Below are 20544 nucleotides of genomic sequence, written 5' to 3' on the forward strand. Positions count from 1 at the left end.
ACCTCACTATAATTTCCCACCAGATGTTGAGATTCCTTCGATGAATTTTTTTTGAAAAATAATAAATAACACAATCATAGGCCATACAGCTAAGAGTGAACCTGCCATAAGTTGTGGATAATTGGTTGTGTATTGTCCTTGTAAATTCGCTAGTCCTGAAGACAATGTCATTTTATCAAGAGACATATTAACAATTAAAGGCCACATTAAATCTTTAAAGGCAAACAAACCCGTGAAAATAGCTAAAGCAATCAATCCTGAACGAGCTAGAGGTAGCATAATCTTAAAGAACGTCTGCCACACATTACACCCATCAAGCTTCGCTGCTTCTTCCAGTTCATCAGGTAGCCCTAAAAAGAACTGGCGTAATAAAAAGGTCCCAAAAGCACTCACAATACCTGGTAAAACAAGGGCTGGTATCGAGTTAAGTAAATTCATTTTTTGAACCAATAAGTACTGAGGAATGATAAACAGTTGCGTTGGTATCATCATCTGTACCAATACTAAGCCAAAGAAAACATTCCGTCCTGGAAATTCTAACCTCGCACAGGCATAAGCAGCCATAGCGCTAAATAATACGGATCCGATAATTCGAAAGACAATCATTAGGCCTGTATTGAGATAAAACGCCATAAAGGGAAGTTTATCTAATACCACACGAAAATTATCCCATTGAAAAGACTCTGGAAAAATTAGCGGTGGCATTTGGACAGACTCTGCCAACGTTTTTCCAGAAGTTAACACCATCCAAACAAAAGGTAAGACCATCAAAACGGCACCAATGATTAACAAAGTATGTACGATTATTTTTCTTTTAGTTGTTAATTGTTTCATGTTTTCTCCTCCTAGTAGTTCACCCATTTTTTCTGAGCTTTCACTTGAATAACAGTAATCACCATGATAATCATGAGTAGTACCATGACAATAGCTGAACCATAACCTTTATCATTCATAATGAAAGACTGTTTATAAAAGAGATAAACAAGGGATTGGGTTTTTGGTAAGGCCGCATTTGTCTTATCGATCATCATAAAAATAAGGTCAAATACTTGTAGAGAATTAATAATCGTTGTTACCATCACAAAAAATAAAGTGGGGGTTACTAGTGGTAAAGTAATCGTGAAAAACTGTCTGATCGGCCCTGCCCCATCAATCTCTGCAGATTCATAGTAATCTCTAGGTATTTCTTGTAACCCTGATAAGAGTAAAATCATGTTGTACCCCACTGTGCTCCAGATACCAACTATGGCAATGGCTAAAATAGCCGTGTTAGGATTGGTCAACCAATTCGGTCCCGCAATGCCTACTTTCGATAATAAATAGTTAATAATCCCGTAATCTCCATTAAATAACCAACGCCAGATCATCGCAACCGCTGCTGGTGTCGCAACCACTGGTAAAAAATAAAGGGTTCTATATACAGAAATCCCCTTGATTTTTTGATTCATTAGTACCGCTGCTAACATTGATAAAATAACAATAAAAGGCACTGCAACTAGCGTATACAATAGAGTATTCCAGATGGCTTGAAGTACCTCTTTATCAGCAAACAGTCGCTGATAATTGGCTAATCCTGCCCATTCTGTTTTTCCAAAACCACCTGATTTTTGGAAGCTTAAAATTAAAGTATCCACTGCTGGTTTAATGTTTAAAACGATTAACCCAATCAAGGTTGGGGCTATTAAAATCAAGCCCCAAAACACTTGCTCTTTTTCGTATTTCTTTTTCCCAATTTTCATAGCCCGCACTCCCTGTTATGTTCTTTCACTTATTTCAAGACATTATTAACGTCTGCTGCAATAATATCTGCTCCTTCTTTCGCTGTTTTCGCCCCACTTAACACATCTGCTAAATTATCCGTTTCAATTGTTTCTACTTTGATTGTCTCTTTAGAGAACGGACGAATCACAGCATAATCTAACATATCAATATACACTTGCACATTATATTCTTTGCTGCTATCTACCCATTTTGTCGCAGTTCCTTCATAAGCTGGAATAGCAGACCCTTCTTCAGCTGAAATAAGATTCGCTTCTTCTGATCCTAAAAATTCCACAAATTTAACCGCTGCTTCTTTATGTTTGGTATCTGCTGCAACAGCATTTCCTAATCCGTTATAAACAGAAGCTTGTACTTTACCTTTTGGCAAGACAGCCACATCCACATTCTCTTTCATGTAATCATTGGCTTTAAAGTCTGCTAGCATCCATGAACCAAAAAGCCCCATCCCTAAGCGACCTGACTGCATAAACGAAACGGGTTTATTTTCCGCCATTTGATCGGCTGTTGGTGATACTTTGTGTTTGGTTATAAAGTCAGCGTAAAATTGTAAAGCCTCCACACTGTTTTTTTGATTGATTTCTGATTTATCATGAGTGCTATTTAAAATAGTTCCTTCATTTTGGAAAATAAAATTCCAATACCCTTCATGCCCATTATTTGGTGCCGCAAACCCATAAATCCCTTTAGATTCGTCCGTTAATTTAATCGACGCTTTCACTAAATCATCCCATGTCCAGTTAGCATCTGGATACTCAACTCCTGCTTCATCAAACAACGTTTTGTTATACCATAAACCAATTGTGTCAATGTCTTTAGGAATGGCATATTGTTTACCTTCTAGGGAATAAAATTCAACAATATCTTTAGGGAATTTCTCTAACTCTACGCCTTCAGCTTTCGTTGTACTATCAGTTAAGTCCAATAACATGTCATTTGACATATAACGATACGCTTCATTTGAATGCATCCAAAAGACATCTGGTAGGCTTTCACCTGTTGCCGCTGCATCTAATTTTGTCCAGTATTGATCCCAAGGTGTTACTTCAACGTTTACTTTCACATCCGGGTTCTTTTCTTCAAATTTTTCAGCCATTTTTTTCATACCTGGCTCTTGATTTGTATCCCAAATAGCATACGTTATCACTTCTTTACCATCTTTTGTCTTGTCACCTGCATCTTCTTTCTTAGATGAACACCCGACTAACATTGCTCCTACTGCTAAGACTGATAACCCACGAAGTAACCAATTTTTTTTCATCCTTGTTCTCCTCTTTTCTTTTTGATAAGACCACTGTAACATGAAGCGCTTTCAAATTGTTTCACATTATTTTAGTAAAGTTTAGCATAATTTTAGATAATTTATTTATCTTTTTATTATTTTTTTAAGTAAATATTACTGTTATTAAGTTTATAGCACTTATTTATTTCATCTTGTTTCACCTTTTTTTATACTATTTTTGTTATTTTTTGTTTTTTCCTTCATAATATACCAACAAAATAAAAGTTTTATCATTATCTGTAAAAAAATAAGAGCCTAACATAATGTTAGACTCTTTCTTATGATCCTTATCTATTGATTGAGCGTGCCATCATAGATACCGTATGACGCATCCCTCTTAATGCTTTGCTCAAAGCAAAAATATTTTCAACAGGAGCAACCCCGCCGTACCCAGCATCCCCTATATGTTGGATATCTACGCCACAAATTTTATTACGAATAGCGAAGTCTCTGATGGTTGCTTCATCAGAACTTTCTTGACTAGTACCAATGGCTGTCATAACCAAACCACCGTGTAAATGAACTTCCTTCACAACAGCTTTCAAATCATTCTCATCAAAACCAGGTACTGTCCCAACCGCAGGAACCAGAATAATATCCGCTCCAGCGGCGATGAATTTTCGAACCGTTTCAAGGTCAACAATCGCTTCGCTTACACCTGCTCCATGCATCTTACCAGCAATGATAAGACCTGAAAAATGTTCTTTAGCTAAAGAAATTGCTTTTTCAATTTCTTTATTCGTGACACCCGTTCCTGGATTCCCTGTTAAACAAACAAAGTCCATTCCCAAGTCTTCAATTTGTTTGATGGTATCAAGATTTAATTGGCGGCCTGTTTCAATCACTAATTTAGTCTCTGCCATGTCCGCTTCTGGATCAACAGGTTCTAAGTTAACCCCCACTGGTCTACCTACTAAACGATGCAATTCGTCTACAAAATTATCATTATTATCTAAGCCAAAAATACTTGGATGTAACACGTCCACACCATTCAGTAAAATCATGTCTGCTCCAAATGCTTTAGCAATTTCAGCATTCGTGATGTCGCCTATAAACGATTCTCTAGGCGCTACATTTTCCGATAAAATAACTCGTCCTTCACTTGCTTTAATACTTTGTTTTAATTCTTCGGCTGTAAAATTTAAAATATCTGAAGCGTTCGCACTAATTAATCTCTTTACCATTTTTATTATCCCCTTCATTTAATCCATTTATGCTAAGCGTTGACTGATTCATCCATTAAGTTTTGTTTTTCAACAGAACGATAGAATGGTAAATAAATCAACACATCCACAATAATACAAATTAGTTGTAAAATAGAACCACTCACGTGACCTGTCGCTAAAAATCCACTTAAAATCGGTGGCATTGTCCAAGGAACCGCTGCACCCGTTGTTAGGTGAACTAAGCCCATACTCATTGTTGTATAAGCAATGACCGCATTAGCAATTGGTGCTAAAATAAATGGTATTAATAATCGAATATTTAAAACAACTGGTAGACCAAACATCGCTGGTTCATTAATATTAAATAGCCCTGGTGTTAATGTCAATGGAGCCATTGTTTTAGTTATCTTACTTGAATGAGCTTTGCTTGCTAAAATCGCGATAACAATGACTAAACCAATAGTAGCTCCCCCACCACCAATATAGACAAAGTTATCCATAAAAGGTTGTGTAATAACATGAGGCAAAGCAGCTGTTTTATCTGCTTGAAAGACCATTCTATTGGCATCAGTGTTCATTAACCAAATCGGTTGCATGACACTGTTAACAACGTTTCCACCATGAATACCCATGAACCAAAACAAACTGTTCAAAGTGACAATAACAATCGTTCCTGCAATCGTTCCTCCCAGTAAACCAAGAGGTCCACCAAGAATAGTTAATAATAAATCATGAATGTTACCAAAACTAGTATTGTCAAATATAGCAAAAATAACTAACCACAACGTAATAATAGCTGAACCTGGAATTAAAGCACTGAAACTTTTTGCCACAGCTGGCGGTACTGTTTCAGGTAATTTAATTTGAATGTCGTGTTTAATGAACCATTGAAAAATCATAGCTGTTAGCATCCCTAAAATCATAGCAACAAACAGACCCTTGCTTCCCATGTAACCAACTGGGATTCCCTCTGCTGGTGCATCACCACCACTTAAAATATTAGGTGTGACAATTAAAAAAGATGATAATGAAATAATACCTGCTGAAATACCGTCTACTTTGTATTGATTAGCTAAGCTATTAGCAATCCCAAAACTTGCTACAAGTCCCATAATACCAAAGCTACCATTGACTCCTTTATTCAAGTAGACATTCATCCCTGAACTTTCCAACCAATTGGTCCATGCATCAACTGGGAAACTCCCAATAATTAAAAACAATGAGCCAATAACGATTAAAGGCATCGCCAATGTGATACCATCACGAATGGCAATTAAAAATTTGTTAGCTCCCAACTTTCCTGCAACCGGTAACATTTTTTCCTCTAAAAACTGGTTAATCTTTTTCACGATTACCCCTCCGTTTTTTTAATTATAAAATATAATTATCTAAAGATTAATAAAGGTAAAACAAACTTTATTAATTATATTTTATTACCAATAATATAGGACAAATCCTGTTATTTGTCAACGAAAACATTATATTTATTTATAGTTTATAATCAATATAGTATAATGATAGAGAAGTTTGGAGGTTAGTACAAATGAAATTAACAAAAAAACAACAACTACTTTATGCCACTGTGTTGGAATTAATTTATACAGGAGGCCCTATCTCTCGTATCGATATCTCCAATCACACTGGAATCACACCGGCAACCGTCAGTGATATCACTGGAGTCCTTATTCAATCAGGCTTAATCCATGAAATCGGAGAATCTCCAACGCATCAAAAAAAATCGGGCAGAAAAAAAATTCTTCTATCCACACTCGCAAACCATAGTTATTATCTGGGTGTAGAGCTCTCAGAAAAATGGATGACTTTTCTTTTAACTGATAATGTGGGGAACGTAAAAAAACAAGAAATGATTCCCTTGACTATGAGTCATTCGGAAACATCTCTTGATCATGTCTTTCTATTAGCTGAATTACAGTCCTTTATCAACCAATGTGACGCTTACCGAATAAGCGCTATTGGTATTGCTATTCCTGGACATTACAATCAAGACCAAAAAAAAATCGATACCAATAACGCCAAATGGAAACATCTTGACATGGCTCCTATTATTGATGCTTTAGATATTCCTATTTATTTTGAAAACAACGTTCATTGCATGACCTTATCAGAACGCTTATTCAACCCAAATATGACCGATAATAACTTTATTCTCTTTCATGTTGGACGAGGCATGTTCAGTTCTTATCTTTATGAAGGAAAACTCTATGGTCTCGATAATTTCTTAGTAGGAGAAATTGGTCATTTAATTGTGAATCCTATGGGCGAGCTTTGTGAATGCGGGCGTCGTGGGTGTCTACAAACTTATTCTAGTGAATCTTGGATTATCAATAAAGCAAGCTTACTCTATGATAATAGCGAGCACACATACCTAAGACAGCTCGCAGCCGAACGGCAAATGATTACGATTGAGACCGTTCTTCAAGCTTATCAAATGGGAGATGAAGGTGTTATCACTATTTTAAATAACGCTATTACTTATTTAGCCATTACGTTAAATAACATTTATATGCTAATTGATTCAAAAAAAATCCTACTTCATGGTCAGCTATTTAGTGAAGCATCCTTGGTTGAATTACTAGAAGAAACCATCAATGCCAATCAGATTCTTTTAGATCAAGTTCACCCAAAAGAAATTCTTATAAAAGACTACTCTATCTACAACGGAGCGAAAGCTGGGTGTGCCTTGGCTATCTCACATACCCTTTTCACCATTGAACGATGGAACAAAAAACGTCACGATTAGATTCGTGACGTTTTTATTATTCCCAAATCAACCAACATCCTAATGACATATCTTTTCCATTTAATCGATAATTTGCTGGCAATTCTGGTCCACAACTATTACTACCAATACCACTCTGAGCAACATCCAAATGAAGATAAATAACCTCTTCTGTTACTAATTCATCATGATGCTTAGCTTCTGTTAACTGCTTATTAGAATAACGGGAGGTCGTAAAACTTATTTTGTCATCACTCACGACGGTTACTTGTTGTTCCTCATCTCTTAAAGAAAGATAACTTGTATCCATATGTTGTCCATTTTCTTGCGGGTTTAAAAATGGTTCAAACATATTCTCAACCGTGTTTTCAAAATAACCCACATAGGTATTTTCTTCCATATCAAGATAGTTAGCTTTAGGCCCTCTTCCCTCATAAGTCACCTTACTTAAGGACTTAGGTAACATCAAACGTAACCCAAATCGCGGTAAAAATGGTAAGTCTGGGTGCTTATTACCTGTAAGAGTGACATGAATGTTACCATCTCCGTAAACATGCCATATTAACTGTCCTTTTACCATAGGTGCACGATACGGTGTTACTAAGGAATAATCGGTCTTAATTTCTACATAGGAAGTCGTTCTAGATAACTCCGTACCATAACATCTCATACTAACATCGTCATATCCTGCAGACATCCATTCGTATTTAACTTTACGATCGTTGTCTGTTGGCGCTCGCCATATACTCACTTCTATTGGGTCATTCAGATACGTTTTCCCTTGAGACTCAACAGATTGAAAGCTTCCATGTCTTTTACTATATACCAGTTGACCATGTGGAACATTCATTAAGAACGTCTCCTCAGTCTCAACAATGGATATCTTATCGCTTTCGTTGTCTTTTCCTACTAACTCAGTCAGCCTTTTATATGGTTTGTTTTCCATAAACTGATATTGTTCTAACCCTAGACTCGTTCCCTTTTCTAACAAGCCGTGATTCTTGGATACTATGTACCTAAAGACAACAGAATCACTCGTGCCTAAGCAGTCCTTACTAACACCTAAGAGATATTCTTTAGTCCTGCCTGGCATTAAACCTTGTACCCCAATCCTGCTTGTTTCTTGCACTTTTCCCTCAACAAGAAAACTAGCCTCCACATCAATATATCTAGAAACGTCTAGAAAGGCTAATTGATTTTTAAATGTTACTGTTCCAGTATCTCTATCCACTTTCTCTAATTTAATTGGAGAATGATTACTTTGGAATGCCCAATACCCACTATGAGGGGTTCTATCTGGAGCTATAATGCCATCTACACAGAAATTACCATCATGGTAACGTTCACCAAAATCACCACCATAACGGAAGGTTGGTGGGTTATCTTTAATGAGGATAGCATGATCGCACCATTCCCATACAAATGTCCCACAAAAAGCAGGATATTTTTCCACAAGAGCTTCGTAGTCTCTCAGACCTCCTGGGCCATCTCCCATAGCATGAGCGTATTCACAAAGCATGAAAGGCTTATCCACACCTTTATCGAGAATCCCCTCTATCTCTTCAATAGATGGATACATGCGGCTAATCACATCTAACCCAGAAAAATCATGTTCCTTCCCTTTTTCTGCATAAAAGGCTCCTTCATAATGTACAGGACGCGTTGGATCCAATTCTTTTGCCAAATGAGACGCCTTTTCAAAGTTACAACCAAATCCGGATTCATTTCCCAAGGACCACATGATAACAGAAGGGGCATTGATAAAAGGAATAATAGAAGAGTCTACTCTATCTAAAATAACAGACTCATATGTTGGATCGTCTGCTATTAGATTGTAGCTATCAAAATACCCTCCGCCAACTAATTCTACGACACCATGAGTCTCAATATCCGCCTCACTCATAACATAAAAACCAACCTCATCACATAGGTCATAAAAATACGGTGCTTTAGGATAATGAGCCGTTCGAATCGCGTTAAAATTCCCTTCTTTCATTAATTTTAAGTCGATTAATGCCTCTTCTGGTGTCACTGCCGCTCCTTTCTCAGGATGACTATCATGATGGTTGACCCCTCTTAAAATAACAGATTCGCCATTAACCAATAACTGATTACCATCTATGGTAATCTCCCGGATACCCACTCTTTCCTTCACAACTTCCGTATCAGTCATTAAGTATAATGTGTATAAATATGGCGTTTCTGCGGTCCAGAGATGGGGATGAGTCACGTCAATGTTGAGCGTATCATTTGTACTCGGAACAGGGCCTCTAGCAATAAGGTTTTCCTCTGCGTCAACTAACAGGTAATCCACAGTTGGTGTTCCCTTTACCCTCAGAATATCTAAGGAAATTGTCGCAAGATTCGGAGATTGTATAGATGTTCTTACTCTATAATCTTCCAGCCGCGCCTTGTGACGCTCTAAAAGATAAACATCTCTGAAAATGCCTGACATTCTAAATTTGTCTTGATCTTCAAAATACGTGCCGTCTGACCATTTAACTACCAGAACGATTAACTGATTCTCACCCTCTGTCACATAAGCAGTCACATCAAATTCTGATATACCATGAGCAATCTGACTATAGCCTACAAATGTATCATTCAACCAGACATAATAAGCTGAATCTACGCCTTCAAAAGTTAAATGATAGTCACGCGCCTCATTATAATTAGTCACTTCAAAGACTTTTTTATATAAACCTGTTGGGTTTTCCACAGGAACATATGGGGGATCAAAAGGGATAGGGTAACGAACGTTAGTATACTGATGTTCATCATAACCAAGCATCTGCCAATTAGATGGGACTATTACGTTATCAAAAACTGTCTCACTTGCTTCTTCTACTGCTTTAAAGGCTAAAGATGGTTCCGAAAAATAAGCAAATTCCCAAGAACCCGTTAAATCATTATACACGTCCTGCGCCTCACGGTTCATCCCTTTTTTAGCCTCTTCTAAATCTCTAAACGGCACATAATAACACCGTCTTTCTAATGTGTTCACATGCTGTGTTTCTAAGGATTCATGATAGTTTATAATGGGCATTTGTGTGTCTCCTCCTTACAAATCTCTTTATTCATGACTCCATCATAAGCCTTTTCATTCTTCTTTAACATAGCTTAATCCGCTTCATACATGGTATAATGTTTCCAAATAAATCATAAAGAGGTTCTATATGACACAATTATGGCACACATACCACAAAGAACATGTGGAAATTAACTTAGATGAATCCGGGGAAGAACAAGTGAGACCTGGTATCTCTTATGAGTACAACGTTGGAAAGCAGGCTGTTATCCACATTGTGGAAAAAGGGACTGGCGTCCTCACTTATGAGGGGAAAAACTATTATCTACGTCCAGGAGATGCCTTTTTACTTCAAGAGGGCATGCCCGTTAAATACACGGCTAGTATGGACGATCCTTGGCAATACTACTGGGTAGGTTTTAGTGGCTCCCATGTTAGTTACTACTTAAGTCAATCTTCTCTCTTAGATCATCCAACATTTCATTGTTCTAAGGACTCACGTATCCCTTTACTGGTGGATACTCTTTGTCAGTTGTCACTCTATCCTTCCGAAAAAAACAATCGATTAAAAGATTTAAAACAAATGGCTCTCTTATATGAATTAATGTATTCTATGTGCGAGGAATTCCCTAAAATAGAGCCACAGCACAGTCAGTCTATGAATCAACCTCACATTCAAAATGCCTTACAATACATCGACGAACATTACATGGAACCTATTAGTATTACTGATATCTCAGAACATATTAATGTCAGTCGAAGCTATCTTTATAAACTATTTATCAAACATTTAGGCCAATCCCCTCAGCACTATCTCATTCATCTAAGGCTTTACTATGGCTCTCTGCTTCTAAAAGATAGCACCTTAAGCATCACTGAAATCGCTCAAAGCGTGGGGTATTCAGACCCCTTACTATTTTCAAAAATATTCTCAAAACACTTTTCCATTGCTCCTTCTCATTACCGTAAAGAACACAAAAAACAACAGAGATGAATCAGATCTCTGTTGTTTTTTTAATTTTGCCCTTTGTATTTTGATGGAGCAATTCCAAAACGTTCTTTAAACGCTCTAGAGAAAGAGGCTAAATTATCATACCCTACCATCATTGCTACTTCTTGCACATTATGCTGACTTGACTCCAAAATGACCGAAGCTTTATGTAACCTTACCTCTTTAAGATAACTCATGGGAGATATCCCCATTTCTTTTTTGATGACTTGGCTTAAATAGGCTGGGGATAAATTCATCGATTCTGAGATACCACGAATACTTAAATCATGGAGATGATAACTATTATTGACATACAGCATAAAGGTATCACTGTATAATTTTTTTCGTTTTTGACTATCATTTGGTAAACTTGGATTATTACGCTTTCCTCCATTTACCCGACCAAAAAGAGTAAAAAACACACCATATAGTGTCATTTTTTCTTGGCTATCAAAATGGTTCGCGTTAATTAAATACTCAAACGATTCTCTTACTTTCTTGTCTTTATCTTCAAACTTCCCCACATACGTTTCGTCTGTAATATTTTGCAAATGCATCAGCTCCCGCACTTTCTCGCCATTAAAACCAAGCCAGTAATACTCCCAAGGGGTTGTTTCATCAGCTTTATAATAGACTTTTTCATTCGGTCGAATTAAAAAAAATTGGCCTTCTGATAGAGTATAACTTTCATCCCCAATATGATACGTTCCATTCCCCATCATAATGTAGTGAATAATGTAATCTTGTCTAACATTCGGTCCGTAAGAATGATTCTTCTGACACTTTTCATATCCCACATTATAAAAATAGATATCCGAAAAAATTTCATTGCTACGAAAGACGTCGCGGTAGTCCCGCTTCCCAATACTTGGCATCCCCATCCCTCATCATCCATCCTTTCCAAGACTCTTCTTCTACTGATTGTAACAGGATTAATCAATCTAGTCATAAAAAAACACCTAACTTATTTAAAGTTAGGTGTTTAAAAGGCAATCAAGGTTATTTACCTTTTATTTTTTATTTCTTTTTACGCTTGTAAATGTAGAACGTTGAACCTATCACAATAACTCCTAACATCATTGGCCAATAGTACACACTTTCACCTGACTGAGGTAATTTCTTTTGTGTTTCTTTTTTATTACCTGGACCTTTGGCTCCTTCTGTACCGCCAGAACCTCCTATTTGAGTACCTTCAACTCCTTCTTTCACATAGGTATTAGTGATAATAATGTTACCTAAATCTTGGTTATTAACACTTGATTGGTACCCATCAACTTTTGTTATTTCTTTTACTTCATACGTCATCTCTTTCCCGTTCACTTCTACAGGTAGATTCTCCCATGTTATAGTCCAGTTGTTACTATCAGATAGTCGCACTTTTTTACCACTTTTTACTCCATCTTGATAAAGTTGAACGCTTATATTCTCTGGGCGCTTACCTGACTTATCATGATGATCATTCCAAAATTTCGTAGCTGTCACATTGGTCTGACCTGGTGTATAGGTATTAATCACATCATATCCTACAATCTTCGTTTGATAGTTATCCACACTATTTTCTGTGATTGTGTAATTAATTTCCTCTCCTAATTCATATTTAGGCAAATGATCAAAAGCATACACCCAATCATCATTTTCTCCACGTCTTACTCTCTCCGATGTATAAGGCTCTCCATTTTTCAACAGATTAATCGTTATTTCCTCTGGACGTTCCAGAGCCTTATCTTCTTTATCATCCCATGTTTTCGTTCCTGAGACTTCCGTCGTTTCTGGTATATGGGTGTTAGTAAGAATCGTATTACCAGGATTATCAGTATTGGTTGTTGTGGTATAACCTGGAACTTTAGTTACCTCTTTCACCTCGTACTGAATCTCTTGTCCATTTTCTTTTTGATTTAAATCAATCCAGTTATATTGCCAATGGTTCCCTTCGTTCAGTGATACTTCTTTACCGATTTTTTGATCGTTGCCATATAACTGAACCTTGATTTCATTTGGTCTTTTACCGTCTTGATTGTTACTATCGCTCCATGCTTTAGAAACAAAATGATTGGTTTTTCCTGGGGTATGTTTGTTTTCTATGTCATACCCTGACACCTTTGGTGTGTAGTTTTCAACATCATTCTCTGTGACAGTATATTTAATTTCTTCACCTTGTTCATATTTGGGTAAGTTTTCAAATGCATATACCCAGTTACTTTCTTCATTAGCTCTTACTTTTTGTGACACGTATTCTTGTCCATTTTTCAAGACATTAATCACGATATCATTGGGTCTCACACCGTCTCGATTGTTATCATCATCCCATGTTTTCGTTCCTGAGACTTCCGTCGTTTCTGGTTCATGGGTATTAGTAAGAATCGTATTACCAGGATTATCCGTATTAACAGCTAACATATAACCTGGAACTTTAGTTACCTCTTTCACCTCGTACTGAATCTCTTGTCCATTTTCTTTTTGATTTAAATCAATCCAGTTATATTGCCAATGGTTACCTTCGTTCAGTGATACTTCTTTACCGATTTTTTGATCGTTGCCATATAACTGAACCTTGATTTCATTTGGTCTTTTACCGTCTTGATTGTTACTATCGCTCCATGCTTTAGAAACAAAATGATTGGTTTTTCCTGGGGTATGTTTGTTTTCTATGTCATACCCTGACACCTTTGGTGTGTAGTTTTCAACATCATTCTCTGTGACAGTATATTTAATTTCTTCACCTTGTTCATATTTAGGTAAGTTTTCAAATGCATATACCCAGTTACTTTCTTCATTAGCTCTTACTTTTTGTGACACGTATTCTTGTCCATTTTTCAAGACATTAATCACGATATCATTTGGTCTCACACCGTCTCGATTGTTATCATCATCCCATGTTTTCGTTCCTGAGACTTCCGTCGTTTCTGGTATATGGGTGTTAGTAAGAATCGTACTACCAGGATTATCAGTATTGGTTGTTGTGGTATAACCTGGAACTTTAGTTACCTCTTTCACCTCGTACTGAATCTCTTGTCCATTTTCTTTTTGATTTAAATCAATCCAGTTATATTGCCAATGGTTCCCTTCGTTCAGTGATACTTCTTTACCGATTTTTTGATCGTTGCCATATAACTGAACCTTGATTTCATTTGGTCTTTTACCGTCTTGATTGTTACTATCGCTCCATGCTTTAGAAACAAAATGATTGGTTTTTCCTGGGGTATGTTTGTTTTCTATGTCATACCCTGACACCTTTGGTGTGTAGTTTTCAACATCATTCTCTGTGACAGTATATTTAATTTCTTCACCTTGTTCATATTTGGGTAAGTTTTCAAATGCATATACCCAGTTACTTTCTTCATTAGCTCTTACTTTTTGTGACACGTATTCTTGTCCATTTTTCAAGACATTAATCACGATATCATTGGGTCTCACACCGTCTCGATTGTTATCATCATCCCATGTTTTCGTTCCTGAGACTTCCGTCGTTTCTGGTTCATGGGTATTAGTAAGAATCGTATTACCAGGATTATCCGTATTAACAGCTAACATATAACCTGGAACTTTAGTTACCTCTTTCACCTCGTACTGAATCTCTTGTCCATTTTCTTTTTGATTTAAATCAATCCAGTTATATTGCCAATGGTTACCTTCGTTCAGTGATACTTCTTTACCGATTTTTTGATCGTTGCCATATAACTGAACCTTGATTTCATTTGGTCTTTTACCGTCTTGATCGTTACTATCGCTCCATGCTTTAGAAACAAAATGATTGGTTTTTCCTGGGGTATGTTTGTTTTCTATGTCATACCCTGACACCTTTGGTGTGTAGTTTTCAACATCATTCTCTGTGACAGTATATTTAATTTCTTCACCTTGTTCATATTTGGGTAAGTTTTCAAATGCATATACCCAGTTACTTTCTTCATTAGCTCTTACTTTTTGTGACACGTATTCTTGTCCATTTTTCAAGACATTAATCACGATATCATTGGGTCTCACACCGTCTCGATTGTTATCATCATCCCATGTTTTCGTTCCTGAGACTTCCGTCGTTTCTGGTTCATGGGTATTAGTAAGAATCGTATTACCAGGATTATCCGTATTAACAGCTAACATATAACCTGGAACTTTAGTTACCTCTTTCACCTCGTACTGAATCTCTTGTCCATTTTCTTTTTGATTTAAATCAATCCAGTTATATTGCCAATGGTTACCTTCGTTCAGTGATACTTCTTTACCGATTTTTTGATCGTTGCCATATAACTGAACCTTGATTTCATTTGGTCTTTTACCGTCTTGATCGTTACTATCGCTCCATGCTTTAGAAACAAAATGATTGGTTTTTCCTGGGGTATGTTTGTTTTCTATGTCATACCCTGACACCTTTGGTGTGTAGTTTTCAACATCATTCTCTGTGACAGTATATTTAATTTCTTCACCTTGTTCATATTTGGGTAAGTTTTCAAATGCATATACCCAGTTACTTTCTTCATTAGCTCTTACTTTTTGTGACACGTATTCTTGTCCATTTTTCAAGACATTAATCACGATATCATTGGGTCTCACACCGTCTCGATTGTTATCATCATCCCATGTTTTGGTTCCTGAGACTTCCGTCGTTTCTGGTTCATGGGTATTAGTAAGAATCGTACTACCAGGATTATCAGTATTAACAGCTAACGTATAACCTGGAACTTTAGTTACCTCTTTCACCTCGTACTGAATCTCTTGTCCATTTTCTTTTTGATTTAAATCAATCCAGTTATATTGCCAATGGTTACCTTCGTTCAGTGATACTTCTTTACCGATTTTTTGATCGTTGCCATATAACTGAACCTTGATTTCATTTGGTCTTTTACCGTCTTGATCGTTACTATCGCTCCATGCTTTAGAAACAAAATGATTGGTTTTTCCTGGGGTATGTTTGTTTTCTATGTCATACCCTGACACCTTTGGTGTGTAGTTTTCAACATCATTCTCTGTGACAGTATATTTAATTTCTTCACCTTGTTCATATTTGGGTAAGTTTTCAAATGCATATACCCAGTTACTTTCTTCATTAGCTCTTACTTTTTGTGACACGTATTCTTGTCCATTTTTCAAGACATTAATCACGATATCATTGGGTCTCACACCGTCTCGATTGTTATCATCATCCCATGTTTTGGTTCCTGAGACTTCCGTCGTTTCTGGTTCATGGGTATTAGTAAGAATCGTACTACCAGGATTATCAGTATTAACAGCTAACGTATAACCTGGAACTTTAGTTACCTCTTTCACCTCGTACTGAATCTCTTGTCCATTTTCTTTTTGATTTAAATCAATCCAGTTATATTGCCAATGGTTACCTTCGTTTAGTGATACTTCTTTACCAATTTTTTGATCGTTGCCATATAACTGAACTTTGATTTCATTTGGTCTTTTACCGTCTTGATCGTTACTATCGTCCCATATTTTTTCAACAGATTGAGTGATTTTTTCATCAATTTTTTCATTGGTTAATACCAAGTTAGCTAAACCTGTCGAAGTCAATCTCGTAACTTCCACAGGGAGACCTTGCCTTAACTCTTCAGAAATTTGATATCCTTCACTAGGTTTCACTTCTTTTAAGAGATAGCCTCTCAAAGGTAGTTTATCAAAAACAACTTGTCCATTTTCATCGGTTGCTCTTTGGCCTAAAGAACGCTGTCCATCTTTTTCAAACAACTCAAAGACAGTCTCTTTCAACGGAATAGCTTCTTCATCTCCGTATACTTTTGATTCCTTATGAATCATTAGTTTACCTAATTCTCCTGTTGCACTTCCTCCACCATCAGATATCTCTATATAGACATGTTCAGATATCTTCTGAGAGACAGTGTCTTTATTCATCCCTTCAATTTGTACATTGTTAATAGCAAATTGATCAGATGGATTTTCTAAAAAGAGGGCTGACTTATACTCTAATAAATAAGCACGTTCAATTTTCTCTTGGTTAAAGGCCACCTTTAAGGTTTGTTCAAACGTCGTCTTATCGATGTCTAATGAAACAACATACTCTGAATCAGGAATAAGTTCTCCCTTTTTAAACTCCCCTCGCTCATCCGTATCTAATGCATATAGCTTAATGGATTCTTTTTGAATAGCCTGATTAGCTGATGGCTTATCCGTAATTACGGGTTTATAGATAGTTGATTGACTAGGGTTCACCATTACTTTCCACTGGACGAATCCCTCTTTATCTTGTTTCCCAGATTTTTCAACAAAGCTATCGCCATGCTTTATTGAAACATCCCCCTCAATTTTGAATTCACCTGATGTCACTTCACTAGCTTCTAAGAATGCTATATTATGATAATCGCTCGCCTTGTGGATAATCTCCCCAGCTAAAGACGTTTTAAATGTGATAGCATACTGGTCGTCTATCCCTACATCTTTAAAAGTCACTTTCAACTCATTTTTTTCTAAAGGATCTACTGGATCAAGGTAGACTTTTTTCACACTAGGCTCTGTTACCGTTACTAACTCTGCTAACTCATCCCCTACTATTCTATCACCGTAAGTGACTTCACCGTTTTCAGAAATTGTATACCTGTAAACATTTAAACTCCCTGGTACAAAGACTTGGTTAGATTGTAATTCATCACGAATAACTACGTCACCCAAGTTTTGTCTGTTGTAATTAATTCCTAATTTCCAATCAATTTCCTTCGTCATTGCGTTATAATTACCATGCTTAAAACCATCTGATTGATCTTCAGGTCTTGGGTAAAAATAATCACTGCTCTCGTTGCTGACTTCTTTTCCTGCTTTTGTTACCCATGTTCCTTTAGCACTATTTGTGAACATCTCTTCACCAGCATCGTGTAAAGTAGGCGTATCAAAAATAGTTTGGTAACTTATTTCAAACACATGATTCGTCTCAGCATAATCACCTTTAAAAAGGATAACAAATTCTTTTGAGCCTTTTTGATACTCAAAAAGATAATCTTCGCCTTCTTTTAAGATTTTTCCTGTTGTGTAATCAACAATCTTCACACTGCTAGGATTATCTGTTATTACCAAACCAGAAGACATTGTGTCATTTAATCTAAAATCAGTCATATCGTATCGATTCGTATTAACACGAATCAACCATTCTACATTTTTAGTCAGGTAATTAATATCTCCATGCCACTTCATTAACGACCTCTGATAAGCTTCGTTTCCTGACTCAGCAATTATACCTGTACTACTGGTCACTTTATTATTATAGTAATGTCCATCTTCAGACCCATGAATTTCATCATCAATCATTGTAGTATATGTCATCGTAACAGCATAGTCCACATCTACTAAAAAGTGAAGCCTAAAACCATCCGATGTTGGTATTAATTCGTAGTCTACGTTATCTCTCAATAGCTCTCTGTTTGGTAAAGGATAGCCATTTTTATCAAATGCTATTTTATATAATTCAACAGAGTCTCTATCCAGAGTCATATTTCCACTAAACTGGTCATCTAAATACGCATTATCTTTTAAAATAGTTGACTCAATATGATTAAAATCAATTTTCCAGGTCATTTTTTGTTTGTCTGAATTATAGCTAATCATTTCTTTATCTAACATTTTTTTATAAGTCGCTGTAATCTCAGCTGTTGCTAACAGGTCTTTTTCTAATTCATTCGATGTCATTTTAGCTTCATTAAAATAAGCAACAGACCCACCTATTTCACCAGGTTTACCTTCATCCTCGATATTGGTTTTATAGTGTAATCTGTACGGACGGTTGATGCTATCTTTGAAGGTCACTTGTGTGCCATCCCCTGTGACTGTGTACTCCGAATCAGGAATAACCCCTCCTTCTCGAATTTCTTGATTAGTACCAACCATCAGTTCTCTAATCTCAATCGATTCAAAGTTAGTACCTTCTGGAAATTTTTCTATTATACTAACATTGTTATGACTCTCATAACCTAAGTTGATATCTACATCCCATTCAATAAATATCGGATTATTTTGTTTATCAAAGTAACCCGTTTTGGTCATTTGATTCCCTATACTATTTTGAAGGTAAATCCCAATTTTAGGCGATTGGTCAACAAAGGGAAAGTCAATCTCATTTTCCCCATATTCTGTCATTTCACCCATTTGTAAACGACTGGTGGCGAAGACATCTCCATGAATGTTTGAACGCTGTTCTACTTGCTCATTAAAAATAATTTCTATTTTACCATCTGTATCTATTGTAAGATCCCCATACACAATCCCTTCTGACTCAAGTGTTGTATGAATAACCGTTGAAATCTTTAACTCTGGTGGTAATTGACTATTATAATAATCCCCTGATTTCATTTCTTTACGTAATGCTTCTGATAGTTCCCAATCCATATTAATCTTGATTTCATCATTAATAATGACTGGTGTATTTTTTCCATCTATCTGAATAAAACCACCATCACCGTCACTTTTTTTCTCCAAATTAACTTGTGTAAAAAAACTTGTGTAATGGTTTAATTCTTCAATATTTTTCGGGCTTCGGTCCTCTTCTTCCGACTCTTCCATTGTTTCATCACTACTTTTTGTATCTTCTGTGTCAGCCACTTCACTCTCTTGAGTATCCTTTAACTTAACAGTTTGCGTCAAATGTTGCTCCTCATAAGACACTCCGATAGTTTGTGTTGCATGTGTGGTATCTTTCAATACGCCATTCAACTCAATATTTTGTATCCCAGTAATAGCCTCCTCTGCATAAACAGAAACGCTAGACTCATCCTGTTTCATCCAACCTATAACAGTTCCTTCTTCGTTCAAAATAGATTCTTTTTCTGAACTAGAAAGGGTAAAACCTTCTAAATGAATCCGATGCTCTCCTTCTCCAGGTGTTGGATCAGCAACTGTTAGCAGCAGCTTAACATTATTCGATTCCAACTCATCACTCTCTAATAACTCCAACGATACAAGCTCAATCCCCCTTACTCCTATTTCTTGCCCCATCACTTCCGCTAAAGCGACTAAAGGTGTTAAGGTTTGCGCTATTAGAATAACTAAAGATAGTATCAACCATTTCTTTCTCATGTTCATCTCTCCTTTTTTATTAATTGTACCTTATTTTAACATAATTATAATAGTAATAGTAACCAATATCTATGTTGTCAAACAAATACAAAAAAACACCTGACTCACAAAGAGTCAGGTGTTTAGATAATTAAGCTTCTAAAGCTGATTTAGCTGTTTCTGCTAAAGCTGTGAAAGCTTCTGCATCATGAATAGCTAATTCAGATAACATTTTACGGTTAATATCAATTTCAGCTAATTTTAAGCCATGCATCATTTTGCTGTAGCTTAAACCGTTCATACGAGCGCCTGCGTTGATACGAGCGATCCATAATTTACGGAAGTTACGTTTTGTTTGACGACGATCTCTAAATGCGTATGTATGAGATTTCATCACTTGTTCTTTTGCTGTTTTGAATAATGTATGTTTTGAGCCATAGTAGCCTTTAGCTAACTTAAGCACTTTTTTACGACGTTGGCGAGTTACTGTTCCACCTTTTACACGTGCCATGATAATTCCTCCTTGAGTTGTTCTCTTTTAATTTCTTTGGATTTTTTAGT

The 20544-nt window shown here is 36.4% G+C and carries 11 protein-coding genes; 2 read left to right on the forward strand and 9 right to left on the reverse strand.

The window, feature by feature from the left end; translation table 11 throughout:
• Positions 1 to 6 precede the first annotated feature (6 nt).
• From ACVWM0_RS09100 to celB, 5 genes are all read right to left on the reverse strand, one after another.
• Entirely contained in the window at positions 7 to 834 is an 828-nt protein-coding gene (locus ACVWM0_RS09100; protein ID WP_476472323.1) for a carbohydrate ABC transporter permease, read from the reverse strand.
• An 11-nt stretch (positions 835 to 845) separates the two neighbouring features.
• Positions 846 to 1739, reverse strand: coding sequence for a carbohydrate ABC transporter permease (locus ACVWM0_RS09105; protein ID WP_476472324.1), 894 nt, complete (start codon positions 1737 to 1739; stop codon positions 846 to 848).
• A gap of 29 nt (positions 1740 to 1768) precedes the next feature.
• A complete protein-coding gene (locus ACVWM0_RS09110; RefSeq protein WP_476472325.1) occupies positions 1769 to 3040 on the reverse strand; it encodes an ABC transporter substrate-binding protein in 1272 nt (423 codons plus the stop codon).
• Positions 3041 to 3348: 308 nt separating this feature from the next.
• On the reverse strand, positions 3349 to 4245 hold the full coding sequence (locus ACVWM0_RS09115) for a DUF7916 family protein (RefSeq protein ID WP_476472326.1): 897 nt from the start codon (positions 4243 to 4245) through the stop codon (positions 3349 to 3351).
• Between the two features lie 32 nt (positions 4246 to 4277).
• The gene (celB, locus tag ACVWM0_RS09120; RefSeq protein WP_476473700.1) at positions 4278 to 5567 is read right to left on the reverse strand and encodes a PTS cellobiose transporter subunit IIC; all 1290 of its coding nucleotides are present in this window, start codon (positions 5565 to 5567) and stop codon (positions 4278 to 4280) included.
• A gap of 203 nt (positions 5568 to 5770) precedes the next feature.
• Between celB and ACVWM0_RS09125 the strand changes: the two genes are divergently transcribed.
• On the forward strand, positions 5771 to 6988 hold the full coding sequence (locus ACVWM0_RS09125; protein WP_476472327.1) for an ROK family transcriptional regulator: 1218 nt from the start codon (positions 5771 to 5773) through the stop codon (positions 6986 to 6988).
• 16 nt (positions 6989 to 7004) lie between these two features.
• Here ACVWM0_RS09125 and ACVWM0_RS09130 read toward each other — a convergent pair whose 3' ends face one another.
• Positions 7005 to 10013: a glycoside hydrolase family 2 TIM barrel-domain containing protein gene (locus ACVWM0_RS09130; protein WP_476472328.1), complete on the reverse strand. Its 3009-nt coding sequence runs from the start codon at positions 10011 to 10013 to the stop codon at positions 7005 to 7007.
• Positions 10014 to 10143: 130 nt separating this feature from the next.
• Here ACVWM0_RS09130 and ACVWM0_RS09135 point away from each other — a divergent pair, with 130 nt between their 5' ends.
• Positions 10144 to 10989: an AraC family transcriptional regulator gene (locus tag ACVWM0_RS09135; RefSeq protein WP_476472329.1), complete on the forward strand. Its 846-nt coding sequence runs from the start codon at positions 10144 to 10146 to the stop codon at positions 10987 to 10989.
• Positions 10990 to 11009: 20 nt separating this feature from the next.
• On the opposite strand, the gene ACVWM0_RS09140 is transcribed toward ACVWM0_RS09135, so the two are convergent.
• The 3 genes from ACVWM0_RS09140 to rplT all read right to left on the reverse strand — a co-directional run bounded on the left by ACVWM0_RS09140 (position 11010) and on the right by rplT (position 20494).
• Positions 11010 to 11867, reverse strand: coding sequence for an AraC family transcriptional regulator (locus ACVWM0_RS09140; RefSeq protein ID WP_476472330.1), 858 nt, complete (start codon positions 11865 to 11867; stop codon positions 11010 to 11012).
• Between the two features lie 136 nt (positions 11868 to 12003).
• A complete protein-coding gene (locus ACVWM0_RS09145) occupies positions 12004 to 20004 on the reverse strand; it encodes a Cna B-type domain-containing protein (protein WP_476472331.1) in 8001 nt (2666 codons plus the stop codon).
• A 130-nt stretch (positions 20005 to 20134) separates the two neighbouring features.
• Positions 20135 to 20494, reverse strand: coding sequence for a 50S ribosomal protein L20 (gene rplT / locus ACVWM0_RS09150; RefSeq protein ID WP_476472332.1), 360 nt, complete (start codon positions 20492 to 20494; stop codon positions 20135 to 20137).
• Positions 20495 to 20544 lie beyond the last annotated feature (50 nt).

Source organism: Vagococcus sp. 211 (genome assembly GCF_056322705.1).